Origin of the sequence: Runella defluvii (assembly GCF_014195535.1) — a bacterium.
Taxonomy (GTDB): domain Bacteria; phylum Bacteroidota; class Bacteroidia; order Cytophagales; family Spirosomataceae; genus Runella; species Runella defluvii.
On sequence record NZ_JACIBY010000004.1, the window covers coordinates 363,497 to 385,754 of the forward strand.

Consider the following 22,258-nt stretch of genomic DNA (forward strand, 5'->3'; position numbering starts at 1 on the left):
TACTTCAAAAGGGTGATTTTTTAGCGTTTTTCTAAGTTTTTGACCGTATTGTCTAAGTTTTTGACCGTATTGTCTAACATGGTCAAGGGACTTTGCTTCTATTTTTGGGCCATCATTTTTCAATGGCAACCGAATCAGAATGAAAAACTCCCTACTTCTTTTACGTGATCAAAAAATATGTTTGTTTTTGATTAGAAATGCGTTTGCATTATGTCTATTATTTAGCAGTTGCTTCATTGCCAAATCTCAAACCCTGGGCACGTATCCAGCCACAACGGTGATAGCGGGTCAAAATGCCAGCATCGCGCCATCGACTGCTCCGACGAATGTTACGTCGGCTGTTGCATATAGCACTACTAATTTTACGGGCGTCTTGACGGTCAATCCAACGACGGGCGCAGTAACGGTGACGAAAGCGATGCAGGCGGGGACGTATGCGATTACGGTGAAAGCCTTTAACGGTTCGGCCTCCACGACTACTACGTTTACACTCACGGTGACCAACCCCGCTTGCAGCCAAGGTAATTTTAGTGTCAGTACCGACGTAGCGGTTGGGTCGAGTTCAAGAAGTGTAGCCGTTGGGGATTTCAATGGGGATGGCAAGCAGGATATTGCCGTGGCAAATTACCAAAGTAGCGGTACGGTTTCGATTCGCCTGGGCGATGGTGGGGGCGGTTTCAGTGTCAGTACCGACGTAGCGGTTGGGCCGGTTCCACAAAGTTTAGCGATTGGGGACTTCAACGGGGATGGCAAGCAAGATCTTGCCGTGGCAAATTCGACTAGTGGTACTGTTTCGATTCGTCTGGGGGATGGTTTGGGCGGTTTCAGCGGCAGTACCGACGTAGCGGTTGGGAATGGTCCATTCAGTGTAGCCGTAGGGGACTTCAATGGGGATGGCAATCAGGATATTGCCGCGGTAAATGCGTCTGGTATTAGTGTTTCGATCCGTTTGGGCGATGGTAAGGGCAGCTTCAGCGGCAGTACCATCGTAACGGTTGGGGTACGGCCATACAGTGTAGCCGTAGGGGACTTCAATGGGGATGGCAATCAGGATATTGCCGCGGCAAATTATGGTAGCACTACTGTTTCGATTCGCCTTGGCGATGGTCAGGGCGGCTTCAGCGGCAGTACCAACGTAGAGGTTGGGGATGCTCCATACAGTGTAGCCGTTGGGGACTTCAATGGGGATGGCAATCAGGATATTGCCGCGGCAAATGCGTTTAGTGGTACTGTTTCGATTCGTCTGGGGGATGGTTTGGGCGGTTTCAGCGGCAGTACCGACCTAACGGTTGGGGGACAGCCATTCAGTGTAGCCGTAGGGGACTTCAATGGTGATGGTAAGCAGGATATTGCCGCGGCAAATTCGAATAGTGGTACTGTTTCGATTCGTCTGGGGGATGGCGTTGGCGGTTTCAGTGGTAACACCAATATAATAGTTAATAATCGACCAATCGGTGTGTCGGTTGGGGATTTTAACAGCGATGGTAAGCAAGATTTTGCCGTGGCAGATATTAGCACTAGTTTTGTTTCGATTCGTCTGGGGGGCGAGGCAGAAATCAATCTTCAAGGCGGTTCTCCCCTTAGCGATATTCCTGACGGTGACAATACGCCCACGGTGGCCAAAGGGACTGATTTTGAGAATGTAAACGTGAATAGCAACACTGCAAAAACTTACACGATTCAAAACACAGGCACTACGCCGCTGAGCATTAGTAGTATTGTCTCCAATAATGGGCGGTTTGTGGTGAGTGGCTTAACGCTTCCTGCTAGTATCGCCGCGGGGGGGGCTGCGACTTTTACGGTCACTTTTTCTCCGACGGCATTAGGGGTACAGAATGCCACGATTACGGTCAACAACGATGATTGTAACGAGGCGGTGTATGATTTTGCGGTGAGGGGTACGGGCGTTGTTCCTACGCTGGGTACGTATTCAAACACCTCTATCATAGCGGGCCAAAATGCCAGCATCGCGCCATCGGCAGCACCGACGAATGTTACGTCGGCTGTTGCATATAGCACTACTAACTTTACGGGCGTCTTGACGGTCAATCCAACGACGGGCGTAGTAACGGTGACGAAAGCGATGCAGGCGGGGACGTATGCGATTACGGTGAAAGCCTTTAACGGCACAGCCTCTACTACTGCTACTTTCACACTTACGGTGACCAATCCCACGTGTAGTCAAGGGATGTTCAGGGGTACCACCAACATAGGAATTGGGAGTCTTCCATACTGTGTCGCGATTGGGGACTTCAACGGGGATGGCAAGCAGGATATTGCTGCTACAAACACCTCTAGTAATAATGTTTCAATTCTATTAGGTGATGGAGGGGGTGGCTTCAACAGCAGTACGGCAGTTGCGGTTGGGTTGGATTCAAGAAGCATAGTTGTTGGGGATTTCAACGGTGATGGCAATCAGGATATTGCTGTGGCAAATTTTGGAGGCACTACAGTTTCAATTCGATTAGGTAACGGTGTGGGTGGTTTTAGCGGGAATACCGAGGTGGGGGTTGAGAGCGCCCCATGGAGTATAGCGATTGGGGACTTCAACGGTGATGGTAAGCAGGACCTTGCTGTGTCAAACAATAGTAGCAAAAGTGTTTCAATTCGCTTAGGCGATGGTTTGGGCGGATTCAACGGTAGCACCAACATAGTAGTGGGGGAAACTCCAAGAGGCGTAGCGATTGGCGACTTCAACAGTGATGGCAAGCAGGATATTGCCGTGGCGAACTTTGTTGGGAATACGGTTTCGATTCTATTAGGTGATGGTGGGGGCGGTTTTAGCGTTAGTGCCGACTTAGTAGCTGGGGTTGACCCACTTAGTGTAGCGATAGGCGATTTTAACGGGGATGGTAAGCAGGATCTTGCCGTGGCAAATCATAGTGGCCGCTCGGTTTCGATTCGCTTAGGCGATGGTTTGGGTGGGTTCAGCGGCAGTACCAACTTGACGGTTGATACAAGTCTAACCAGTGTAGTGATTGGCGACTTCAATGGTGATGGTAAGCAGGATCTTGCCATCTCAAATTTTGGTGGTAAGGTTTCGATTCGATTAGGGGATGGACTGGGTGGGTTCAGTAGCAGTACCGACATAGTAGTTGGACAAAGACCAACCAGTGTCGAGATTGGAGACTTCAACGGGGATGGCAAGCAAGATCTTGCGGTGGTTAATGCTTTTAGCAATGAGGTTTCCATTCGATTAGGGGGCGAGGCAGACATCAATCTCCAAGGAGGTTCTCCCCTTAGTGATATTACCGATGGTGACATTACGCCCACAGTGGCCAAAGGGACTGATTTTGGGAATGTAAACGTGAATAGCACCACTGCAAAAACTTATACGATTCAAAACACGGGCACTACGCCGCTGAGAATTAGTAGTATTTTCTCCAATAATGGGCGGTTTGTGGTGAGCAGCTTAACGCTTCCCGCCACTATCGCTGCGGGTGGTTCTGCGACTTTTACGGTTACTTTTTCTCCGACGGCATTAGGGGTACAGAATGCCACGATTACGGTCAACAACGATGATTGTAACGAGGCGGTGTATGATTTTGCGGTGAGGGGTACGGGCGTTGTTCCTACGCTGGGTACGTATTCAAACACCTCCATCATAGCGGGCCAAAATGCCAGCATCACGCCATCGGCTGTTCCGACGAATGTTACGTCGGCCGTTGCTTATAGCAGTACTACTAATTTTACGGGAGTGTTGGCAGTTAACCCAACGACAGGGGTAGTAACGGTGACGAAAGCGATGCAGGCGGGGACGTATGCGATTACGGTGAAAGCCTTTAACGGCACAGCCTCCACTACTGCTACTTTCACACTTACGGTGACCAATCCCACGTGCAGCCAAGGGGCTTTCGGAGGCGTTACCGATGTCGCAGTTGGGCAGACTCCAGGCAGTGTCGTGGTTGGGGACTTCAACGGCGATGGCAAGCAGGATATTGCTGTCGCAAACTTTGTTAGCGGTACGGTTTCGATTCAATTAGGGGATGGCCTGGGCGGTTTCAGCGGTACTACTGAGGTAGCGGTTGGGTTACGGCCAGCTAGTATAGCGATTGGTGACTTCAACGGGGATGGCAAGCAAGATTTTGCCGTGGCTAATGCTTTTAGCAATGAGGTTTCGATTCGATTAGGCGATGGTTTAGGCGGTTTCAGCGGAAGTACCGAGGTAGCGGTGGGGATGGAACCAAATGGTGTAGCGATTGGCGACTTCAACGGGGATGGCAAGCAGGATATGGCCGTGGCGAACTTTGTTGGGAGTACGGTTTCGATTCGATTAGGCAATGGTTTGGGTGATTTCAGCGGCAGTACTGAGGTCGTGGTTGGAATGAATCCCAACAGGGTAGCGATTGAGGATTTCAACGGGGATGGCAGACAGGATATTGCCACGGCAAATTATAATAATAATACTGTCTCGATTCGATTAGGGGATGGCCTGGGTGGTTTCAGTGGCAGTACCGAGGTAGTGGTTGGAGCGAATCCAGCCAGTGTGGCGGTTGGAGATTTCAACGGGGATGGAAAGCCAGATATTGCCGCGACAAATGCTGGTGGTACGACAGTTTCCGTTCGATTAGGGAATGGTTTGGGTGATTTTAGCGGTACTAGCGAGGTGGTGGTCGGAATGGGTCCATTCAGTGTAGCGATTGGCGACTTCAACGGAGATGGAAAGCAAGACATTGCCGCGGTAAACAATGGTAGTACTACGATTTCGATTCGATTAGGTGATGGCTTAGGCGGTTTTAGCGGCGCAACGAATGTTACTGTTGGGGTAGAACCAATCAGTGTGTCGATTGGTGACTTCAACAGCGATGGCAAGCAAGATATGGCTGTGGCAAATTCTGTTAGCAATACAGTTTCGATTCGTTTAGGGGGAGAGGCAGATATCAATCTCCAAGGCGGTTCACCCCTTAGCGATATTCCTGACGGTGACAATACGCCCACGGTGGCCAAAGGAACTGATTTTGGAAATGTAAACGTGAGTAGCAACACTGCAAAAACCTATACGATTCAAAACACAGGCACTACGCTGCTGAGCATTAGTAGTATTGTCTCCAATAATGGGCGGTTTGTGGTGAGCGGCTTAACGCTTCCCGCGAGTATCGCTGCGGGTGGTTCTGCGACTTTTACGGTCACTTTTTCTCCGACGGCATTAGGGGTACAGAATGCCACGATTACGGTCAACAACGATGATTGTAACGAAGCAGTATATGATTTTGCGGTGACGGGTATGGGCAACTGCCCCGATTTGACAGCAGCAGCCCCAGCGGTACAAGTGACGAACAGTGTTTGTACAACGTTTAATGGAATGGCTTCAGGGGGCGTTATCAGCGCGCCAAGTGGCAGTTGCCCCGTAGGTTCAACCTTACAATATTCGACTGACAACGGTGGAAATTGGAGCACGACTTTGCCGATTTACGCCCAAACAGGCCCTGCGCAAACGATAGTAACGCGTTGTAACTGTACTGCCGACGCGACTAAATCAAGCCCGACGAGCACGGTAACGACTGTCCCAGGCACGTGTCCAGCTTGTCCCGTGTTGACAGCATCAGCCCCAGCGGTACAAGTGACCAACAGTGTTTGTCAGGCAGGTTGTACGATAGGTGGTGGCAGTATTTCCGCCCCAAGTGGCAGTTGCCCCGTCGGTTCGACCTTACAATACCAGCTCAATGTCGGCGGTTGGAGTACGACGCTACCGACCTATGCACAGACGGGCCCCGCCCAAACCATCAAAACGCGTTGTGTGTGCAATGCAGATGCGAATCAAATGAGTCCAGAGTCATCGGTGACGACGATTCCAGGGACGGTGCCTGCGTTGGTGGTTCCTGTCAATGGCTCGGCCGTGGTGTCTTGCCCTGCTTTGGCCATTGCCCCAACGCTTCCTGTGGTCAATGACTGCAACGGCAACCCGATTACGCCATCTGCCCCTGTAATTACCAACGATCCAACTTCGCTGACGTGCGAAGGGACGCGTACTTACACGTATAGCTACGTGTGTGGTAGCGCTACGGCGACGTGGAGCTTTGTTTATACCATTGAACGGGAGCCGTTTACGATTTCGACAGCGAATGGTTCGGCAACGGTGTATGACCCAGCGTTAGCGGTAGCTCCAACGCCACCGACGGTGATGAGTGCTTGCGGGGAGGTGCTAACTCCGAGTGCGCCCGAGATAACCAACAGTCCGAATCCGCTGTTATGCGAAGGAACACGAACCTATACCTACACCTATACGGATTGTGAAGGGAACACGGCGACTTGGAGCTTCGTCTATACAGTTCTTGATAATATTGCGCCAACGATTTCGTGTCCAGTGAACGTGGTTGGATGTGCAGGTCAGACGATTACGTTTGCTCCCCCCGTGGGAATGGATAATTGTTTGGGAGCAGTGACGACGCAAATCGCGGGCTTACCCACGGGCAGTGTCTTCCCCGTTGGAATAACGACCAATAGGTTCAAAGTGACGGCGGCGAATGGTCAGACAGCGGAGTGTTCGTTTACGGTAACAGTGATAAGCAAACCCACGATTACGTTAACGACCTTACAACAAACCCTCAACGAAGGCAACGCTCAAACTTTCTGCGACACGGATGCGAATCCTATTAACGGTTTACAGTTTACGGTTTCGGGTTCTTGTGTTACAGGTTCGCCCGTTTGGCGGGTACAAGTGGGCAGTGGAGCGTGGAGCGAGTGGATGACCAATGCCCCAGTTTCCCAATTGTCTAATAACCAATCCCACCGCTACCAAGCGGCTTGTGATGCGAGTTGTTCAAGCACTTATACCAGTCCGATTGAGTTGACGATTAATTATCGATCAACGGTACCACAAAATGTATCATTGGTTGCCGACGGGGTGAGTGTCAATGCGGGAGAGACGAAAGAGGTGTGTAATATCGAAGGCAATGCGCTAACGTTCAACGCGACTTGTGGAGCGGGAGAGATGCTACTTTATTCAGTCGATGGCGGCGAATATAGCAGTGCTGTACCGACGCAGTTGATGGATGGCCAGTACCATAATTACCGCGTGCGCTGCCGCAAGTCGGACGGGACGGTGTCGTGCGTGGAGACCGAATCAGGGGTGATGCGTTTGCGAATCGTGAGCAGTTTGTTGGTGGCACCCGTGGCGAGCCTGAACGTAACGAGTGGTTGCGGTAGCCCAGTGCCGTTTAGTGGCACGGCCAATTGCGGAGCGCTGACGACAATTTGGTACAATGCGTTGACAAACGTAGCGTTGTCGTCTTTGCCGAATCAAACGCCTACGGAAACGACTTCATATTATGCCCGATGCCAAGCGGGAGGGGGGTGTTTGAGTGAAAAGAGCAACGTGGTGACTTACACGGTGATACCCGTTGGGGTCGCCCCTGCGGTTACCGTTTCGCAAGACATCGTTTGTACGGGCACAACGGTGAGAATTTCAGCCAACTGTCCCGCAGGCAGTCAAACGTTTTGGAATACAGGCGTAACGGCCTCAAGTTTTGAGGTAGCATTCAGCAACGTGACGAAGCAGAGTTACTGGGCAAAGTGTCTTTTTGAAGGTGGTTGTCAAAGTGCGGAAAGTATTCGCAAAGATGTGTACTGGAATGCGTTTGTGGTGACGTTAATCAACATTGGTGAATCTAAATCGGCGATAAAAACCAACGACCGTTCGGCATGGACAAGTCAGTTCATCACCCGTGATGGCGGCCCCGAATTGGAACAAAGTACGCAAGTAAATCCGACTTTATATTATGTCGAAAACGCCAATAAACAAGCTCCACGCTATTGGACTATCAACGTAGAAGCGTGTGGATTAAGCACCGACGGCTCGTTGACGTTCGACATGTTGGCGACGCCAGAAATGGGCATAATTCGTTCTTTCAACACGCACGAAAATAATGCGCCTTACTTCATGTACGCCAATCGCGAAGGCTGGACGGAATTGTATGCCCAAAACCATCCCGCCTACGGTTTTTACCAAGACAACGGCGCAGGAGGAAATTCGTACGATGCAGGTTTACCGAAGGGCTTATACAAGTTGGGCATTCGTTATTGGGACATGAAAGGCTGGGGCAGCATTTACCCATCGACTCGTAAACCGCAAGGTAACGTGCTAGCTTATCAAGAGTATTGGTTTAGAATCCAGTCGAAAGACGGGGTAGGAGTAGGCGCAGCGAGAGAAGGGGCAAATGGCAAGGAGCAAGAGGCAAAAAGCAAAGGGCAAGGAGCAAGGGTCGGACCGTCGCACGGCAATGGGTCGGATAACAGACAACCGATAACTGATAACGGATCTTTCGCCACGGTTCTCCCCAATCCTGTTACGCATACGCTTCGCTTGAACGTACAAGATAGCAAGGGGCAAGTGGTGCAAGCGGCGTTGATGGATGCCGCAGGGCGTGACGTTTTAAGCCGTCAATTTGTGCCCGAGACGAACACGCACCAAGAAGAATTTGGCGTAAATGCGTTACCAGCGGGGATGTATTTCTTGAAGGTGACGACTTCGGAAAAACAAGCGACGTTGAAGGTGGTGAAGGTGCCTTGAGGGTGAAATTTATAATTTTGAATAAGATTTTCGTGTTTTTCTAAGTTTTTGACCGTATTGTCTAAGTTTTTGACCGTATTTTCTAACAGGGTCAAGGTAGTTTAGACCTACATTTGGGACATCATTTTTCAAATACTTCTCCATGAAAAAGGTGTTTTCCATAGCGCACATTACCCTACTTTGCATCGGACTTTGGCTCTGGTCGTTGGCATGTTCATCGACCGAGCAGAGTCCTTCAGCAAGTGAGCTTCCCTATACGATAGCGACCGAGAACTACGCGGTGCTGGCCGAAAAAGCATTGACCTACCAATCGGATTTTGATTGGGAAGGATGCGCCGATTTATTGTCCGACGACGTGCAGTATTTTTTACCCGAGAGCGCCCGCCCGTTGGTGGGCAAGGCGGCGGTGTTGGCTTATTGGCGCAATGAACCTCAGCGAGTACATCTTCAATCGTGGCAGTTCAGCCACTTCAATCACATTCCTGTGCATAGCCACCAAGCCTTACCCTTTTCGGGTGTGGCGGGGGTATATGTGATTTCGATGTTTCGGGGGGAGCTCCGTTACGTGGATGGCCACACGCGCACGCTGAACCTGAACTGCTGCCTGCATTTCAACGCCCAAAAGCGCATTGACCGATGGTACAGTTACTACGAGCACCATCCGATGATTCCTACTTTGGCAACACTTGAAACAATTACTCTTTAAACTTATGAATACTCGAACACTACCCTACTCACTATTTCGACTTGGACTTGTATGTTTTTGGTTGACTGTTTTGCTATTTCCGCAAACTACCTTTGCTAAAACGTACCCAGCACCTTGCAACAATATTTTCTACGTCAAGGCCAATGCTACGGGCGCCAACAATGGTAGCTCATGGGCGGATGCTTATACCTCGTTGCAAGATGCGTTGGCGGTGGCTTGCAGCGGAGCTCAAATTTGGGTAGCGGCGGGGACGTATAAACCTACCGCTGACCCTTCTGGTAATACATCGCCAGCCGACCCTCGTACCAAGACCTTTGTGATGAAAAATGGGGTGGCGATTTATGGAGGTTTTCCCAATTCGGGTACGCCTGTAATGGCAAATAGAAACGTACTGGCCAATCCTACGATTTTGAGTGGGGATATTGGCAATTCAGGCGTGGATACCGACAATAGCTACCGAGTAATCAATAATACGTTTACATCGGGTTCACCATTGGATAATACCGCCATTTTGGATGGAGTTATTGTTGAAAAAGGCTATGCCGATGGCAATTTTCCATTGGCGCTCGGTGGGGGAATGTGGAATTCTTATGCGTCACCCAAGGTTCAAAATTGCGTGTTTCGTAACAATTTTGCAGTAGCAGGTGGAGGAATGTTTAATGATAATTCGTCATCAACGGTAGCGGGTTGTTTATTTTTTAATAATACATGTACAGCGTCAGGAGCAGGCATTTCTAATGGCGGGGGGACAGCATTGGTTAAGATACTAAACTGCACTTTTTATGGTAATACAGGTTCGGTGACTATTGCCAACGAAAGGTCAGAGACTTCCATTATTAACAGTATTATTTGGGGGAATAGCGGAGGAATTTCTAATGGGTTAGTGAGCTACTCAATTGTGCAGGGTGGCTTCTTTGGTATGAATAATACCAATGTTGATCCGCGTTTTGTGAATGCAGCAGGAGGTGATTTTCGTTTGCAACAATACTCGCCAGCCATAGATGCTGGAATTGACACAGATGCCCCAACCACAGATTTGACGGGCAACGTTCGGCCCTTTAATGCAACTGGAATAAATAAGGCTGATATGGGGGCTTACGAATATCAATCAACGTATGATTTTTGTGCAACTTATGACAATACTACGGGTGAAGTATTAAATATTTCGACGTCTGTTCCTAATCGATTGGCTAATGTGTCTGTTTGGAGGGCATGTGGATTGTCTAAAGTGAGGATTACGGCAAAAGGAGCAGTAGGAGGACCTGGAGGAAACTCCGAGGAAGTGCCTGGAGGTGCTGGTGCTACCATGATTGGTGAATTTATTTTGCTTTCCGGACAAATATTGCAGGCAGTTGCTGGTGCTTCCGGGGCAAGAGAATGTGGCGGTGGCGGCTCAGGTGTTCAGATATCAGGAGGCAATTTGTTAATTCTTGCAGGTGCAGGTGGTGGGGGAACTTTTGGCGGTTCAGTGGGTAAACCTGGACAGATAACCACGGGGTCAGGAAACGGAGGGTCGGGCAATATAAATACTGGCGGAGGCGGAGGCGGCTTTTACAGTGGTGGTGGTGGTGCCTATCGAGATGGTAGTTTTAGTGGTGGTGGTGGCGGCTTTGCTGCTACAGGTGGCTTTTATTCTGTAAGTGGATTTTTTGGTGGTGGCGGATTTGGTGCAGGTGGTTCATTTTACAATGGAGCTGGTGGCGGTGGTGGGTACGATGGAGGCTCAGGTACGAGTTATGGCACCGGTGCTAATGGAGGTGGGTCCTACAACATCGGCTCTAACCAAAACAACACCGCAGGTGCCAATAACGCTGGTGGCCAAGTTATTATTGAGTACCTCGGAACAGCCACGTTATCAGCTACCGTTACGCCGACCGAACTCACGTGTACGTCGCCCTCGCAGGGTAGCATAAGCATAGACCTCACGGGGGATTTGAATGGTAATACCTCAGGTGGGGTAGAGTACGCCATCGTATCTGGCAATAGCTTTACTGGGACGCCCACCTTTGCCGATGTTACAGCCGACCCATTCAATGTGACTTCTGGGACGGGTACCATGACGGGTACATATACGGTACGGATTCGTTTGAAATACAATCCTGATATTTTTGTAGATAGAAATTATAGCATTGGTCCCCGCCCTTGCAATTGTACCTTCTATGTTAAAGAAAACGCATCGGGTGCCAACAATGGTAGCTCATGGGCGGATGCTTATACTTCGTTGCAAGATGCGTTGGCGGTGGCCTGTTCAGGTGCCCAAATTTGGGTCGCCAAAGGCACCTATAAGCCTGACCAAGGCGTGGGTTATACACCGGGCAACCGCAGTCACTCTTTCTCGATGAAAAACGGCGTAGCCATCTACGGAGGCTTTGCAGGAAACGAAGCGGCCAACTATGACCTTTCATTACGAAATTTCACAACGAACGAAACCCTCCTGAGCGGAGATATTGACGGCACCCCCGACGTAGTAACGGGCAGTGGCAGTACACTCAGTATTACAGGTAACGATGGCAATTCTTATCACGTAATAAGCAACGTAAATAATCAGTTGATAAATGGAGTTATACTTAGTGGATTTACGGTAACGGGAGGGAATGCAACCCAAACGGGGACACCAAACGGCCTTGGATTTTCCGGCGGAGGAATGCTCAACCGAGCCGACGGTGCTGGAAAAACCTGCAACATTACGATCAATAACTGTACCTTTCGGGGCAATAATGCCTTAGCGACAGGCGGAGGCATTTACTCCAAATTGGCTAATGGCGGTACCATGTATTTACAGCTTAATAAGTGCACAATCAAACAAAATACGGCCCAAAATAGTGGCGGAGGAATTGCCAATTCTTCAAATTTAGACATAAATCGGTGTACAATCAGCGAAAACAGAGTTTTTAGTTTCGGTGGAGGGATGGCTAATGACAACGGCGGAACTTTGAACATAGCCTATTCTGTAATTGACGGCAATTTTTCAGGCTCTCTGGGCGGCGGAATTAGCTTTCAATCATTGACTGCCGGAGTAATTCCCGCCTCAAACATTACTCATTCTACCATTTCAAATAACGTATCCAAATTTGGAGCGGGACTGCATAGTCAGGGAACAAACCTGAGCATGACAAATTGCCTTGTTATCGGCAATACTTCGTCCGGCTCTGACCCTACAGGAGGCGCAGGTGGGTTGGAAAACGTGGCATATATTAATAATGCCACAGCCACTTTAATCAACTGTTCCTTCCAAAACAATAAACATACTTCAGGCAGCGACCCTACTGGCGACGATATTTATTCAGGTAATTTCGGCGGGGTGCAATCCACCGTTAATTTAAAAAACACCATCATTAATGGCAGCACAACCACTTCAACGCCTAATGCCCGTGTTTACACTGATGGTGCTATTGCTGCGATGGGTAAAATTGTCTCACAGGGCAACAACCTTGACAGCGATGGCACGAGTGGATTTACCAACGGTGTCAATGGTGATTTGGTCAACGTCAATCCATTGTTTGTATCGGCTACGGATGCAAGGTTACAAGCCTGTTCACCCGCTATTAATGCTGGCGATCCTTCCACTACCTCGGCTACGGTGGGAAATGTGGATTTGGGAGGAAATTCACGATTTTATAACAACGAAAGGATAGACATGGGTGCGTACGAGTACCAATCTACCCCACCTGCGGCAATTACTCCGACAGTGAGCAGTTCTAATCCTACCACTTGCGGAGGTGTTGAAGGTAGCATTACGTTGAGCGGATTTTTGGCCAATACCATTTATTCGGTTACGTACAAAAAGAACAATGTGGCGATTTCGGCGGCTAATTTTACTTCAAATAGCAGCGGAGTTATTACCTTGACGGGCTTAGGGGTAGGAAGCTATACCGATATTGTGGCCACGTACGGAGTTTGCGTTAGCAATGCGGTGACGGCAACTCTTGAAGACCCAGCCAAGCCAAGCCTGACACTAGGAACCATTCCTGCTATCTGCGCTAGTTCCACGACTTTTTCGATTCCATACAACAATCCCACGGATTCACCCAATAAATATACCATTACGGGAATGGGCATCACCACGGTGAGCGACGGTGATTTGACCAGTCCTATCACGGTGCAGTTGAACGGCCCTTCTTCGGGGAGTTTGATTTCTTTTACGCTTACGGTGAAAAATTCAACGACTACGTGTGTTTCAAACAGTATTCAAGGCAGTGTGACAGTTGACCCCGTGAGCGCAGGCGGCAGCATTGCAGGTTCGGCCACGGTGTGTTCGGGGACAAATAGCACCACATTGACTTTATCGGGTCAGGTGGGTGCAATCCAAAAATGGCAATCGTCGTTGAGTTCAGATTTTAGCGGAGCGGTAGATATTGCTAATACGACGACGGAGTTGACAGCGAGCAACTTAACGCAAACGACCTATTACCGCGCTATTGTAAAAAACGGGGTTTGTTCGGAAGCGATTTCATCTTCGGCGACGGTAACGGTTGACCCTGTGAGCGCAGGCGGCAGCATTGCTGGCTCGGCCACGGTCTGTTCGGGGACAAATAGCACCACATTGACTTTATCGGGTCAGGTGGGTGCAATCCAAAAATGGCAATCGTCGTTGAGTTCAGATTTTAGCGGAGCGGTAGATATTGCTAATACGACAACGGAGTTGACAGCGAGCAACTTAACGCAAACGACCTATTACCGCGCTATTGTAAAAAGCGGGGTATGTTCGCAAGCGAATTCAACTTCGGTAACCGTGACAGTTGACCCCGTGAGCGTCGGCGGTAGCATTTCAGGTTCGGTGACGGTTTGTTCGGGGACGAACAGCACAGTATTGACTTTATCGGGTCAGGTGGGTGCAATCCAAAAATGGCAATCATCGTTGAGTTCAGATTTTAGCGGGGCGGTGGATATATCAAACACGACGACAGAGTTGACAGCGAGCAATTTAACACAGCCGACTTACTACCGCGCTATTGTAAAAAGTGGGGTATGTTCGGAAGCGTTTTCATCTTCGGCAATGGTGACAGTTGACCCTGTGAGCGTCGGCGGTAGCATTGCAGGTTTGGCCACGGTTTGTTCGGGGGCGAATAGCACCACATTGACTTTATCGGGTCACGTGGGTACAATCCAAAAATGGCAATCGTCGTTGAGTTCAGATTTTAGCGGGGCGTTGGATATTGCTAACACGACGACGGAATTGATAGCGAGCAATTTAACGCAAACGACCTATTACCGAGCTATTGTAAAAAGTGGGGTATGTTCGCAAGCCATTTCGATGACGGCGAGGATACAAGTCCAAATGAAACCAACCATCACGTTAACGACATTACAACAAACCCTAAACGAAGGCAACGCTCAAACTTTCTGTGATACAGATGCGAATCCTATTAACGGTTTACAGTTTACGGTTTCGGGTTTGTGTGTGGTGGGCAATCCCGTTTGGCGGGTACAAGTGGGAAGCAATGGGTGGAGCGCATGGTCACCCAATGCTCCAGTTTCCCAATTGTCTAATAACCAATCCCACCGCTACCAAGCAGCTTGTGATGCGAGTTGCCCCGTGACGTACACGAGTCCGATTGAGTTGACGATAAATTACCGTGCATCGACGCCACAAAATGTGTCGCTAGTTGCTGATGGGGTGGGTGTAGCAGTAGGTGAGACGAAAGAAGTATGTAATATTGAAGGCAATGCGATAACTTTTAATGCGACCTGTGGATTGGGAGAAATCCTGCTTTATTCGGTGGATGGAGCCGAGTACAGCAGCACGCTTCCAGTACAGTTGGTGGATGGTCAGTACCACAATTACCGCGTACGTTGCCGCAAGTCGGATGGGACGGTTTCCTGTGTGGAGACCGAATCTGGGGTGATGCGTTTGCGAATCGTGAGCAGTTCGTTGGTGGCTCCCGTGGCGAGCCTGAACGTAACAAGCGGCTGCGGCAGCCCCGTGTCGTTTAGTGGCACGGCCAACTGCGGAGCGCTGACGACAATTTGGTACAATGCGTTGACAAACGTAGCGTTGTCGTCTTTGCCCAATCAAACACCTACGGAGACGAGTTCATATTACGCCCGATGCCAAGCGGGAGGGGGTTGTTTGAGTGAAAAGAGCAACGTGGTGACTTATACAGTGATACCTCTTGGGGTCGCGCCTGCGGTGACCGTTTCGCAAGAGATAGTATGTACGGGCACGACGGTGAGAATCTCGGCCAACTGCCCCGCAGGCAGTCAAACGTTCTGGAACACTGGGGTAACGGCCTCAAGTTTTGAGGTATCGTTCAGCAACGTGACCAAGCAGAGTTACTGGGCAAAGTGTCTTTTTGAAGGCGGTTGTCAAAGTGCGGAAAGCGTTCGCAAAGATGTTTACTGGAACGCGTTTGTGGTGACGTTAATCAACATTGGTGAATCTAAATCGGCAGTGAAGGTAAACAACCGTTCGGCATGGACAAGCCAATTCATCACCCGTGATGGCGGCCCCGAATTGGAACAAAGTACGCAAATAAACCCAACTTTGTATTACGTAGAAAATACCAACAAAATGGCACCTCGTTACTGGACCATCAACGTGGATGCCTGTGCGTTGGGGACAAACGGCTCATTGACGTTTGACATGTTGGCGACGCCCGAAATGGGTGTGCTTCGTTCGTTCAACACGCACGAGAACAACGCGCCTTACTTTATGTACGCCAACCGCGAAGGCTGGACAGAATTGTACGCGCAAAACCACCCCGCCTACGGTTTTTACCAAGACAACGGCGCAGGCGCTAACGTATATGACGCAGGTTTACCGAAGGGTTTGTATAAACTAGGGATTCGTTACTGGGATCAAAAAGGTTGGGGCAGCATTTATCCTTCGACGCGGAAAGCACAAGGCAACGTGTTGGCCTATCAAGAGTATTGGTTCAGAATCCAGTCGAAAGACGGGGTAGGTGTGGGAGCAGCGAGAGAAGGGGCAAATGGCAAGGAGCAAGAGGCAAAAAGCAAGTGGCAAGGAGCAAATGGGCAAGGGTCGGATAACGGAAAACAGATAACTGATAACGGAGCCTTCGCCACGGTTCTCCCCAATCCTGTTACGCATACGCTCCGCTTGAACGTGCAAGATAGCAAGGGGCAAGTGGTGCAAACTACATTAACCGATGCCGCAGGGCGTGACGTTTTAAGCCGCCAGTTTGTGCCCGAAACCAACACCCACCAAGAGGAGTTTGGGGTGAGTGCGTTACCGACGGGGATGTATTTCTTGAAGGTCAGTACGGCCGAGAAACAAGCGACGTTGAAGGTGGTGAAGGTAGAGTAGAAGTCAAAAAGAGCTAAAAAAGGTAGTGAACAACAATTTGTGGTATGAAAAACATCGTCTTGATTTTTGTAATTTGGGTTAGTATAATAAATGTTTGCCGTGCGACTACTTTTACGGTAAGCAATACCAACGACACTGGAGTAGGCTCTTTGCGGCAGGCCATCTTTGATGCCAATGCGGACGGAAGCGCAACGGCGGCGAGCCCCCACCAGATTAATTTTACCGTGCCTAATGGCTCAACCATTACGGTAATTAGCCCATTTTTGGTGATTACCAACCATGTTAGTATCAATGGTTTAGGGGTGAATAATCTGACAATTAGTGGCGGGGGTATTTCTCGCATTTTTTGGATACAAAATGGAACGATAACGATTCAAAATCTGACGCTGGCGAACGGCTATGCCAAAGGTGGCAATGGTGATGGAGGTGGAATGGGGGCAGGTGGAGCCATTTTTATGCACGAGGGAAGAGAAGGAGGGAGTGGAAGTATTAATTTGAGGTTGATCAATGTTAACCTTATCAACAATAAGGCTCAGGGGGGGGATTACGCAGATCTGCTTGGTGGCGGCGGTATGGGAGGGAATGGTGGAAGAAACATGACCAATATTAATGGTGGTGGCGGTGGTGTACTTGGTAATGGTAGTATAGCGGGTGGCAGTGTAACAGACGCGAGTGGGAGTACGCCTGGTTCGAACGGGGGAGTGCCTATTTTTGGCAATGGTGGTCGGGTTATTACATTAGGTATTGCTGGTTTTGGTGGCGGAGGAGGTAGTGGTGTTGACAATGTTGCTGGTTTTGGTGGCGGAGGGGGTAGTGGTGTTGACAATGTTGCTGGTTTTGGTGGTGGTGGTGGTAATGGTGTTAACAATGTTGCTGGTTTTGGTGGTGGTGGTGGTGCTCTGGCTCTTGCTGGCTTTGGTGGTGGTAATAATAACGGAGGTGGAATGGGGGCAGGTGGAGCTATTTTTGTAACCAGTGGTCGGTTGAATCTAATGAGCGTTAGTTTTAATAATAATGCCGCTACCCGAGGTAACAATGGTGCTAAGGGGTATGGCGGAGCACTTTTTGTTTTCAACAAAGCAGATAACGGGGGGAATGCTGCTCCAGGTTCAACCAATGATCCATTCGTTAGTATGTGCAATGTGACTTTTAGTGGCAACTCTGCGGATGATGATAATGGGAGCAGGAACATAAACGATGACAACATTTACGCAAGTAATATGGCCAGTTTGAGCCTAGGACTTAACGGAACTGGAACTATTACCAGTAACGTAACGACCGTCTGTGCAGGAGAAAGCATTCAGCTTAGTTTTACGTCTTCTTCGGGTATTGCTCCTTTTGATATTGTGGTCAATGGCGTCACATACAATGGTGTCACAAGTGGTAGTGTATTTGCTACCTTGACCGAAGGTACTGATTTTACGGGCACGACTAGCTTTAACCTCACCCAAATCACGGATGCTACTGGTTGTGCCATTAGCGGTTTGGCTCAAACTACCACAGTGAATGTCAATACGGTAGATGCAGGTAGTGTCGGAGGAAGTCAAGAGGTTTGTGTTGGAGTAGATCCACAAGCGTTTACCTCCGTAACCGCAGGAACTGGAACGGGCACCATTACCTACCGTTGGGAGCAAAGCACCACTAATTGTAACGGTGTTTTTACTCCAATACCGAACACCAATAGCGCAACGTACGATCCTGCTAGTCCCACCCAAACGACTCACTACCGTCGGGTGACAATTTCCACCTTAAATGGGGTTGTGTGTGAAAAGAGTAGCAATTGTGTGGATGTTACACCCGACATCGTGCCGCCGAGCGTCACCTGTCCTGCTACTCAAACGCTGGCACTAGGGACGAACTGCTCAGCCATTTTACCAGCCTACACAAGTTTGGCAGTTGCTTCGGACAATTGTGGGATAAAAAGTGTGATACAATCACCACAAGTAGGAACTGTTATCTCGGGGGCTAGTACTGTGATAATTAGGGTAACAGACAATAGGAACAATAGTGCTTCTTGTTCTTTTACAGTGGTGGTAGTGGACAATACGCCTCCCAACGTTACTTGTCCAAATACGCAAACATTGTCATTGGATGCCAACTGCTCCGCTACTTTACCTGATTATAGTAGTTTGGTAACTCGCTCTGACAATTGTGGGATAAAAAGTGTGACACAATCGCCAGCAGCAGGAACAATAGTATCTGGTGCGGGCAACATGACTGTTACCATCACAGTAACAGATAACAGCGATAATGTGAGTACCTGTACTTTTACGGTAAATACAACGGATGTTACCCCGCCAAGTCTTAGCTGTCCAGCTACCCAAACGCTAGAGTTGGGGGCAAACTGTTCAGCTATTCTGCCAGACTACAGGAATTTGGCGACAGCCTCCGACTTTTGTGGGATGCAAGGGGTGGTTCAAAGCCCGTCGGCGGGGACAAATGTTTCGGGTGTTGGCACAATGACCGTCACAATCAGGGCCACTGATATTAATGGTAACTTTACTGACTGTACTTTTACGGTGAATGTAGTAGATAATACCGCCCCAACGATTACGTGCCCCGCCAATATATCGGTGAATAGCACCGCAGGTCAGTGCGGAGCGGTAGTAACGTACATGGCTCCTGTAGGCAGTGACAATTGTTCAGGCGTCGTGACGACTCAAATTGCAGGCTTGGCCTCGGGGGCTACCTTCCCCGTGGGAGTAACGACAAACACGTTTCGAGTAACGGATGGGAATAACCAAACGGCGGAGTGTTCGTTTACGGTGACGGTGGTCGATGCCGAAGCGCCTAAGATTACGTGTCCCGCCAATATTACGATGAATAACACAACAGGTCAGTGCGGGGCGGTAGTGACGTACACGGCTCCTGTAGGCAGTGACAATTGTTCAGGCGCTGTCACGACGCAGATAGCAGGCTTGGCTTCGGGTGCGACCTTCCCCGTGGGAGTGACGACAAACACGTTTCGAGTGACGGATGGGAATGGCCAAACGGCGGAGTGCTCGTTTACAGTGACGGTAGTTGACAATGAGCCACCAACTGTCACTTGCCCAGCTACCCAAACCTTAGCGCTAGGGTTGAATTGCTCGGCTCTTATGCCAGACTATAAAAATTTGGTTACCCAGTCTGATAATTGTGGGATAAAAAGTGTGACCCAATCGCCAGTAGCGGGAACAGTAGTATCAGGGAATAGTACGGTGACCATCACTGTAACGGACAACAGCGATAATACAAGTAGTTGCACTTTTACGGTGAATGTAGTAGATAATACCGCCCCAACGATTACGTGTCCCGCCAATATTACGGTGAACAACACGACAGGTCAGTGCGGGGCAGTAGTGACCTATACGGCTCCTGTAGGCAGTGACAATTGTTCAGGCGCTGTCACAACGCAGATAGCAGGCTTGGCTTCAGGTGCTACCTTCCCCGTGGGAGTGACGACAAACACGTTTCGAGTAACGGATGCCAATAACCAAACGGCGGAGTGCTCGTTTACGGTGACGGTGGTCGATGCCGAAGCGCCTAAAATTACGTGTCCCGCCAATATTGTAGTTTATGAGGGTACGCTTGTGACGTACGTTGCCCCCGTTGGCACAGATAATTGTGCAGGTGCTGTAACGACCCAGACGTCAGGTTTGGGAACTGGTGTGCAGTATCCCGTAGGAGTGACGACGAATACCTTCAAAGTGACAGCGGCGAATGGTCAGACGACGGAGTGTTCGTTTACAGTGACGGTGATAAGCAAGCCGACGATTACGCTCAGCACTTTGCAACAAACCTTAAACGAAGGCAATTCTCAAGTTTTGTGCGATACGGATGCCAATACAGTTAATGGTTTGCAATTCAACATTACGAGCGGATGCGTAGTAAGTACGCCCGTATGGCGGGTACAAGTGGGCAGTGGTTTGTGGAGTGACTGGTCATCCAATGCTCCCGTTTCCCAGTTATCCAACAACCAACCCCACCGCTACCAAGCGGCTTGTGATGCGAACCGTCCTGTGACGTACACGAGTCCGATTGAGTTGACGATTAATTACCGCGCCTCGACGCCACAAAACGTATCGTTGGTTGCCGATGGGGTGAGTGTCAATGCGGGAGAAACCAAAGAAGTATGTAATATCGAAGGCAATGCGCTAATGTTCAACGCGACCTGTGGAGCGGGAGAAATGCTACTTTATTCAGTCGATGGCGGCGAATATAGCAGTGCTGTACCGACGCAGTTGATGGATGGCCAGTACCATAATTACCGCGTGCGCTGCCGCAAGTCGGATGGTACGGTTTCGTGTGTAGAGACAGAATCGGGGGTGATGCGTTTGCGAATCGTGAGCAGTTCGTTGGCGGCACCCGTGGCGAGTTTGAACGTGACAAGCGGTTGCGGCAGCCCCGTGTCGTTTAGTGGCACGGCCAATTGCGGAACGCTGACGACAATTTGGTACAATGCGTTGACAAACGTAGCGTTGTCGTCTTTGCCCAATCAAACACCTACGGAGACGAGTTCATATTATGCCCGATGCCAAGCGGGAGGGGGTTGTTTGAGTGAAAAGAGTAATGTGGTGACTTATACAGTGATACCCGTTGGGGTAGCTCCTGCGGTGACCGTTTCGCAAGACATTGTCTGTACAGGCACAACGGTGAGAATTTCGGCGAATTGCCCTGCAGGCAGTCAAACGTTTTGGAACACTGGGGTAACTGCGTCAAGTTTTGAAGTATCGTTCAGCAACGTGACGAAGCAGAGTTATTGGGCAAAGTGTCTTTTTGAGGGCGGTTGTCAGAGCGCCGAAAGTATTCGCAAAGATGTTTACTGGAATGCGTTTGTGGTGACGTTGATAAACATTGGCGAGAGCAAATCAGCGATAAAAACCAACGACCGTTCGGCATGGACAAGCCAATTCATCACGCGCGATGGCGGTCCTGAATTGGAACAAAGCACGCAAGTAAACCCAACCCTATATTTTGTAGAAAACGCTAACAAAACGGCCCCTCGTTATTGGACGATCAACGTGGATGCCTGTGCGTTGGGCACAAACGGCTCGTTGACGTTCGATATGTTAGCGACTCCCGAAATGGGCGTGCTTCGTTCGTTCAACACGCACGAGAACAACGCGCCTTACTTTATGTACGCCAACCGCGAAGGCTGGACGGAATTGTACGCGCAAAACCATCCCGCCTACGGTTTTTACCAAGACAACGGCGCAGGCGGTAACGTATATGACGCAGGTTTACCGAAGGGTTTGTATAAACTAGGGATTCGCTACTGGGATCAAAAAGGTTGGGGCAGCATTTATCCTTCAACGCGGAAAGCACAAGGAAATGTGTTGGCCTATCAAGAATATTGGTTCAGAATCCAGTCGAAAGACGGGGTAGGCGTGGGAGCAGCGAGAGAAGTGGCAAATGGCAAGGAGCAAGAGGCAAATGGCAGTGGTGAAGGGTCGGTTCGTCGTATAGAAAGTGTTTCGGATAACGGAAAACAGATAACTGATAACGTGTCTTTCGCCACGGTTCTCCCCAACCCCGTTACGCATACGCTTCGCTTGAAAGTGCAAGAGAGCAAGGGGCAAGTGGTGCAAACTACCTTGAGCGATGCCGCAGGGCGTGACGTTTTAAGCCGTCAATTTGTGCCCGAGACCAACACGCACCAAGAAGAATTTGGCGTAAATGCGTTACCAGCGGGGCTGTATTTCTTGAAGGTGACGACTTCGGAAAAACAAGCGACGCTGAAGGTGGTGAAGGTGCCTTGAGGGTGAAATTTATAATTTTGAATAAGATTTTCGTGTTT

Annotated in this window: 4 protein-coding genes; all 4 read left to right on the plus strand. The window is 49.6% G+C overall.

Going from position 1 to position 22,258, the window contains the following annotated elements; translation table 11 throughout:
- Positions 1-139: 139 nt before the first annotated feature.
- The 4 genes from FHS57_RS11645 (at position 140) to FHS57_RS11660 (ending at position 22,220) form a co-directional block, all read left to right on the plus strand.
- The gene (locus tag FHS57_RS11645) at positions 140-8,509 is read left to right on the plus strand and encodes an FG-GAP-like repeat-containing protein (protein WP_183973738.1); all 8,370 of its coding nucleotides are present in this window, start codon (positions 140-142) and stop codon (positions 8,507-8,509) included.
- A gap of 142 nt (positions 8,510-8,651) precedes the next feature.
- On the plus strand, positions 8,652-9,215 hold the full coding sequence (locus FHS57_RS11650; RefSeq protein ID WP_183973740.1) for a nuclear transport factor 2-like protein: 564 nt from the start codon (positions 8,652-8,654) through the stop codon (positions 9,213-9,215).
- 4 nt (positions 9,216-9,219) lie between these two features.
- Positions 9,220-16,482, plus strand: a complete 7,263-nt coding sequence (locus FHS57_RS11655; protein ID WP_183973747.1) for a DUF8696 domain-containing protein — start codon at positions 9,220-9,222, stop codon at positions 16,480-16,482.
- A 44-nt stretch (positions 16,483-16,526) separates the two neighbouring features.
- Positions 16,527-22,220, plus strand: coding sequence for an HYR domain-containing protein (locus tag FHS57_RS11660; RefSeq protein ID WP_183973749.1), 5,694 nt, complete (start codon positions 16,527-16,529; stop codon positions 22,218-22,220).
- Positions 22,221-22,258 lie beyond the last annotated feature (38 nt).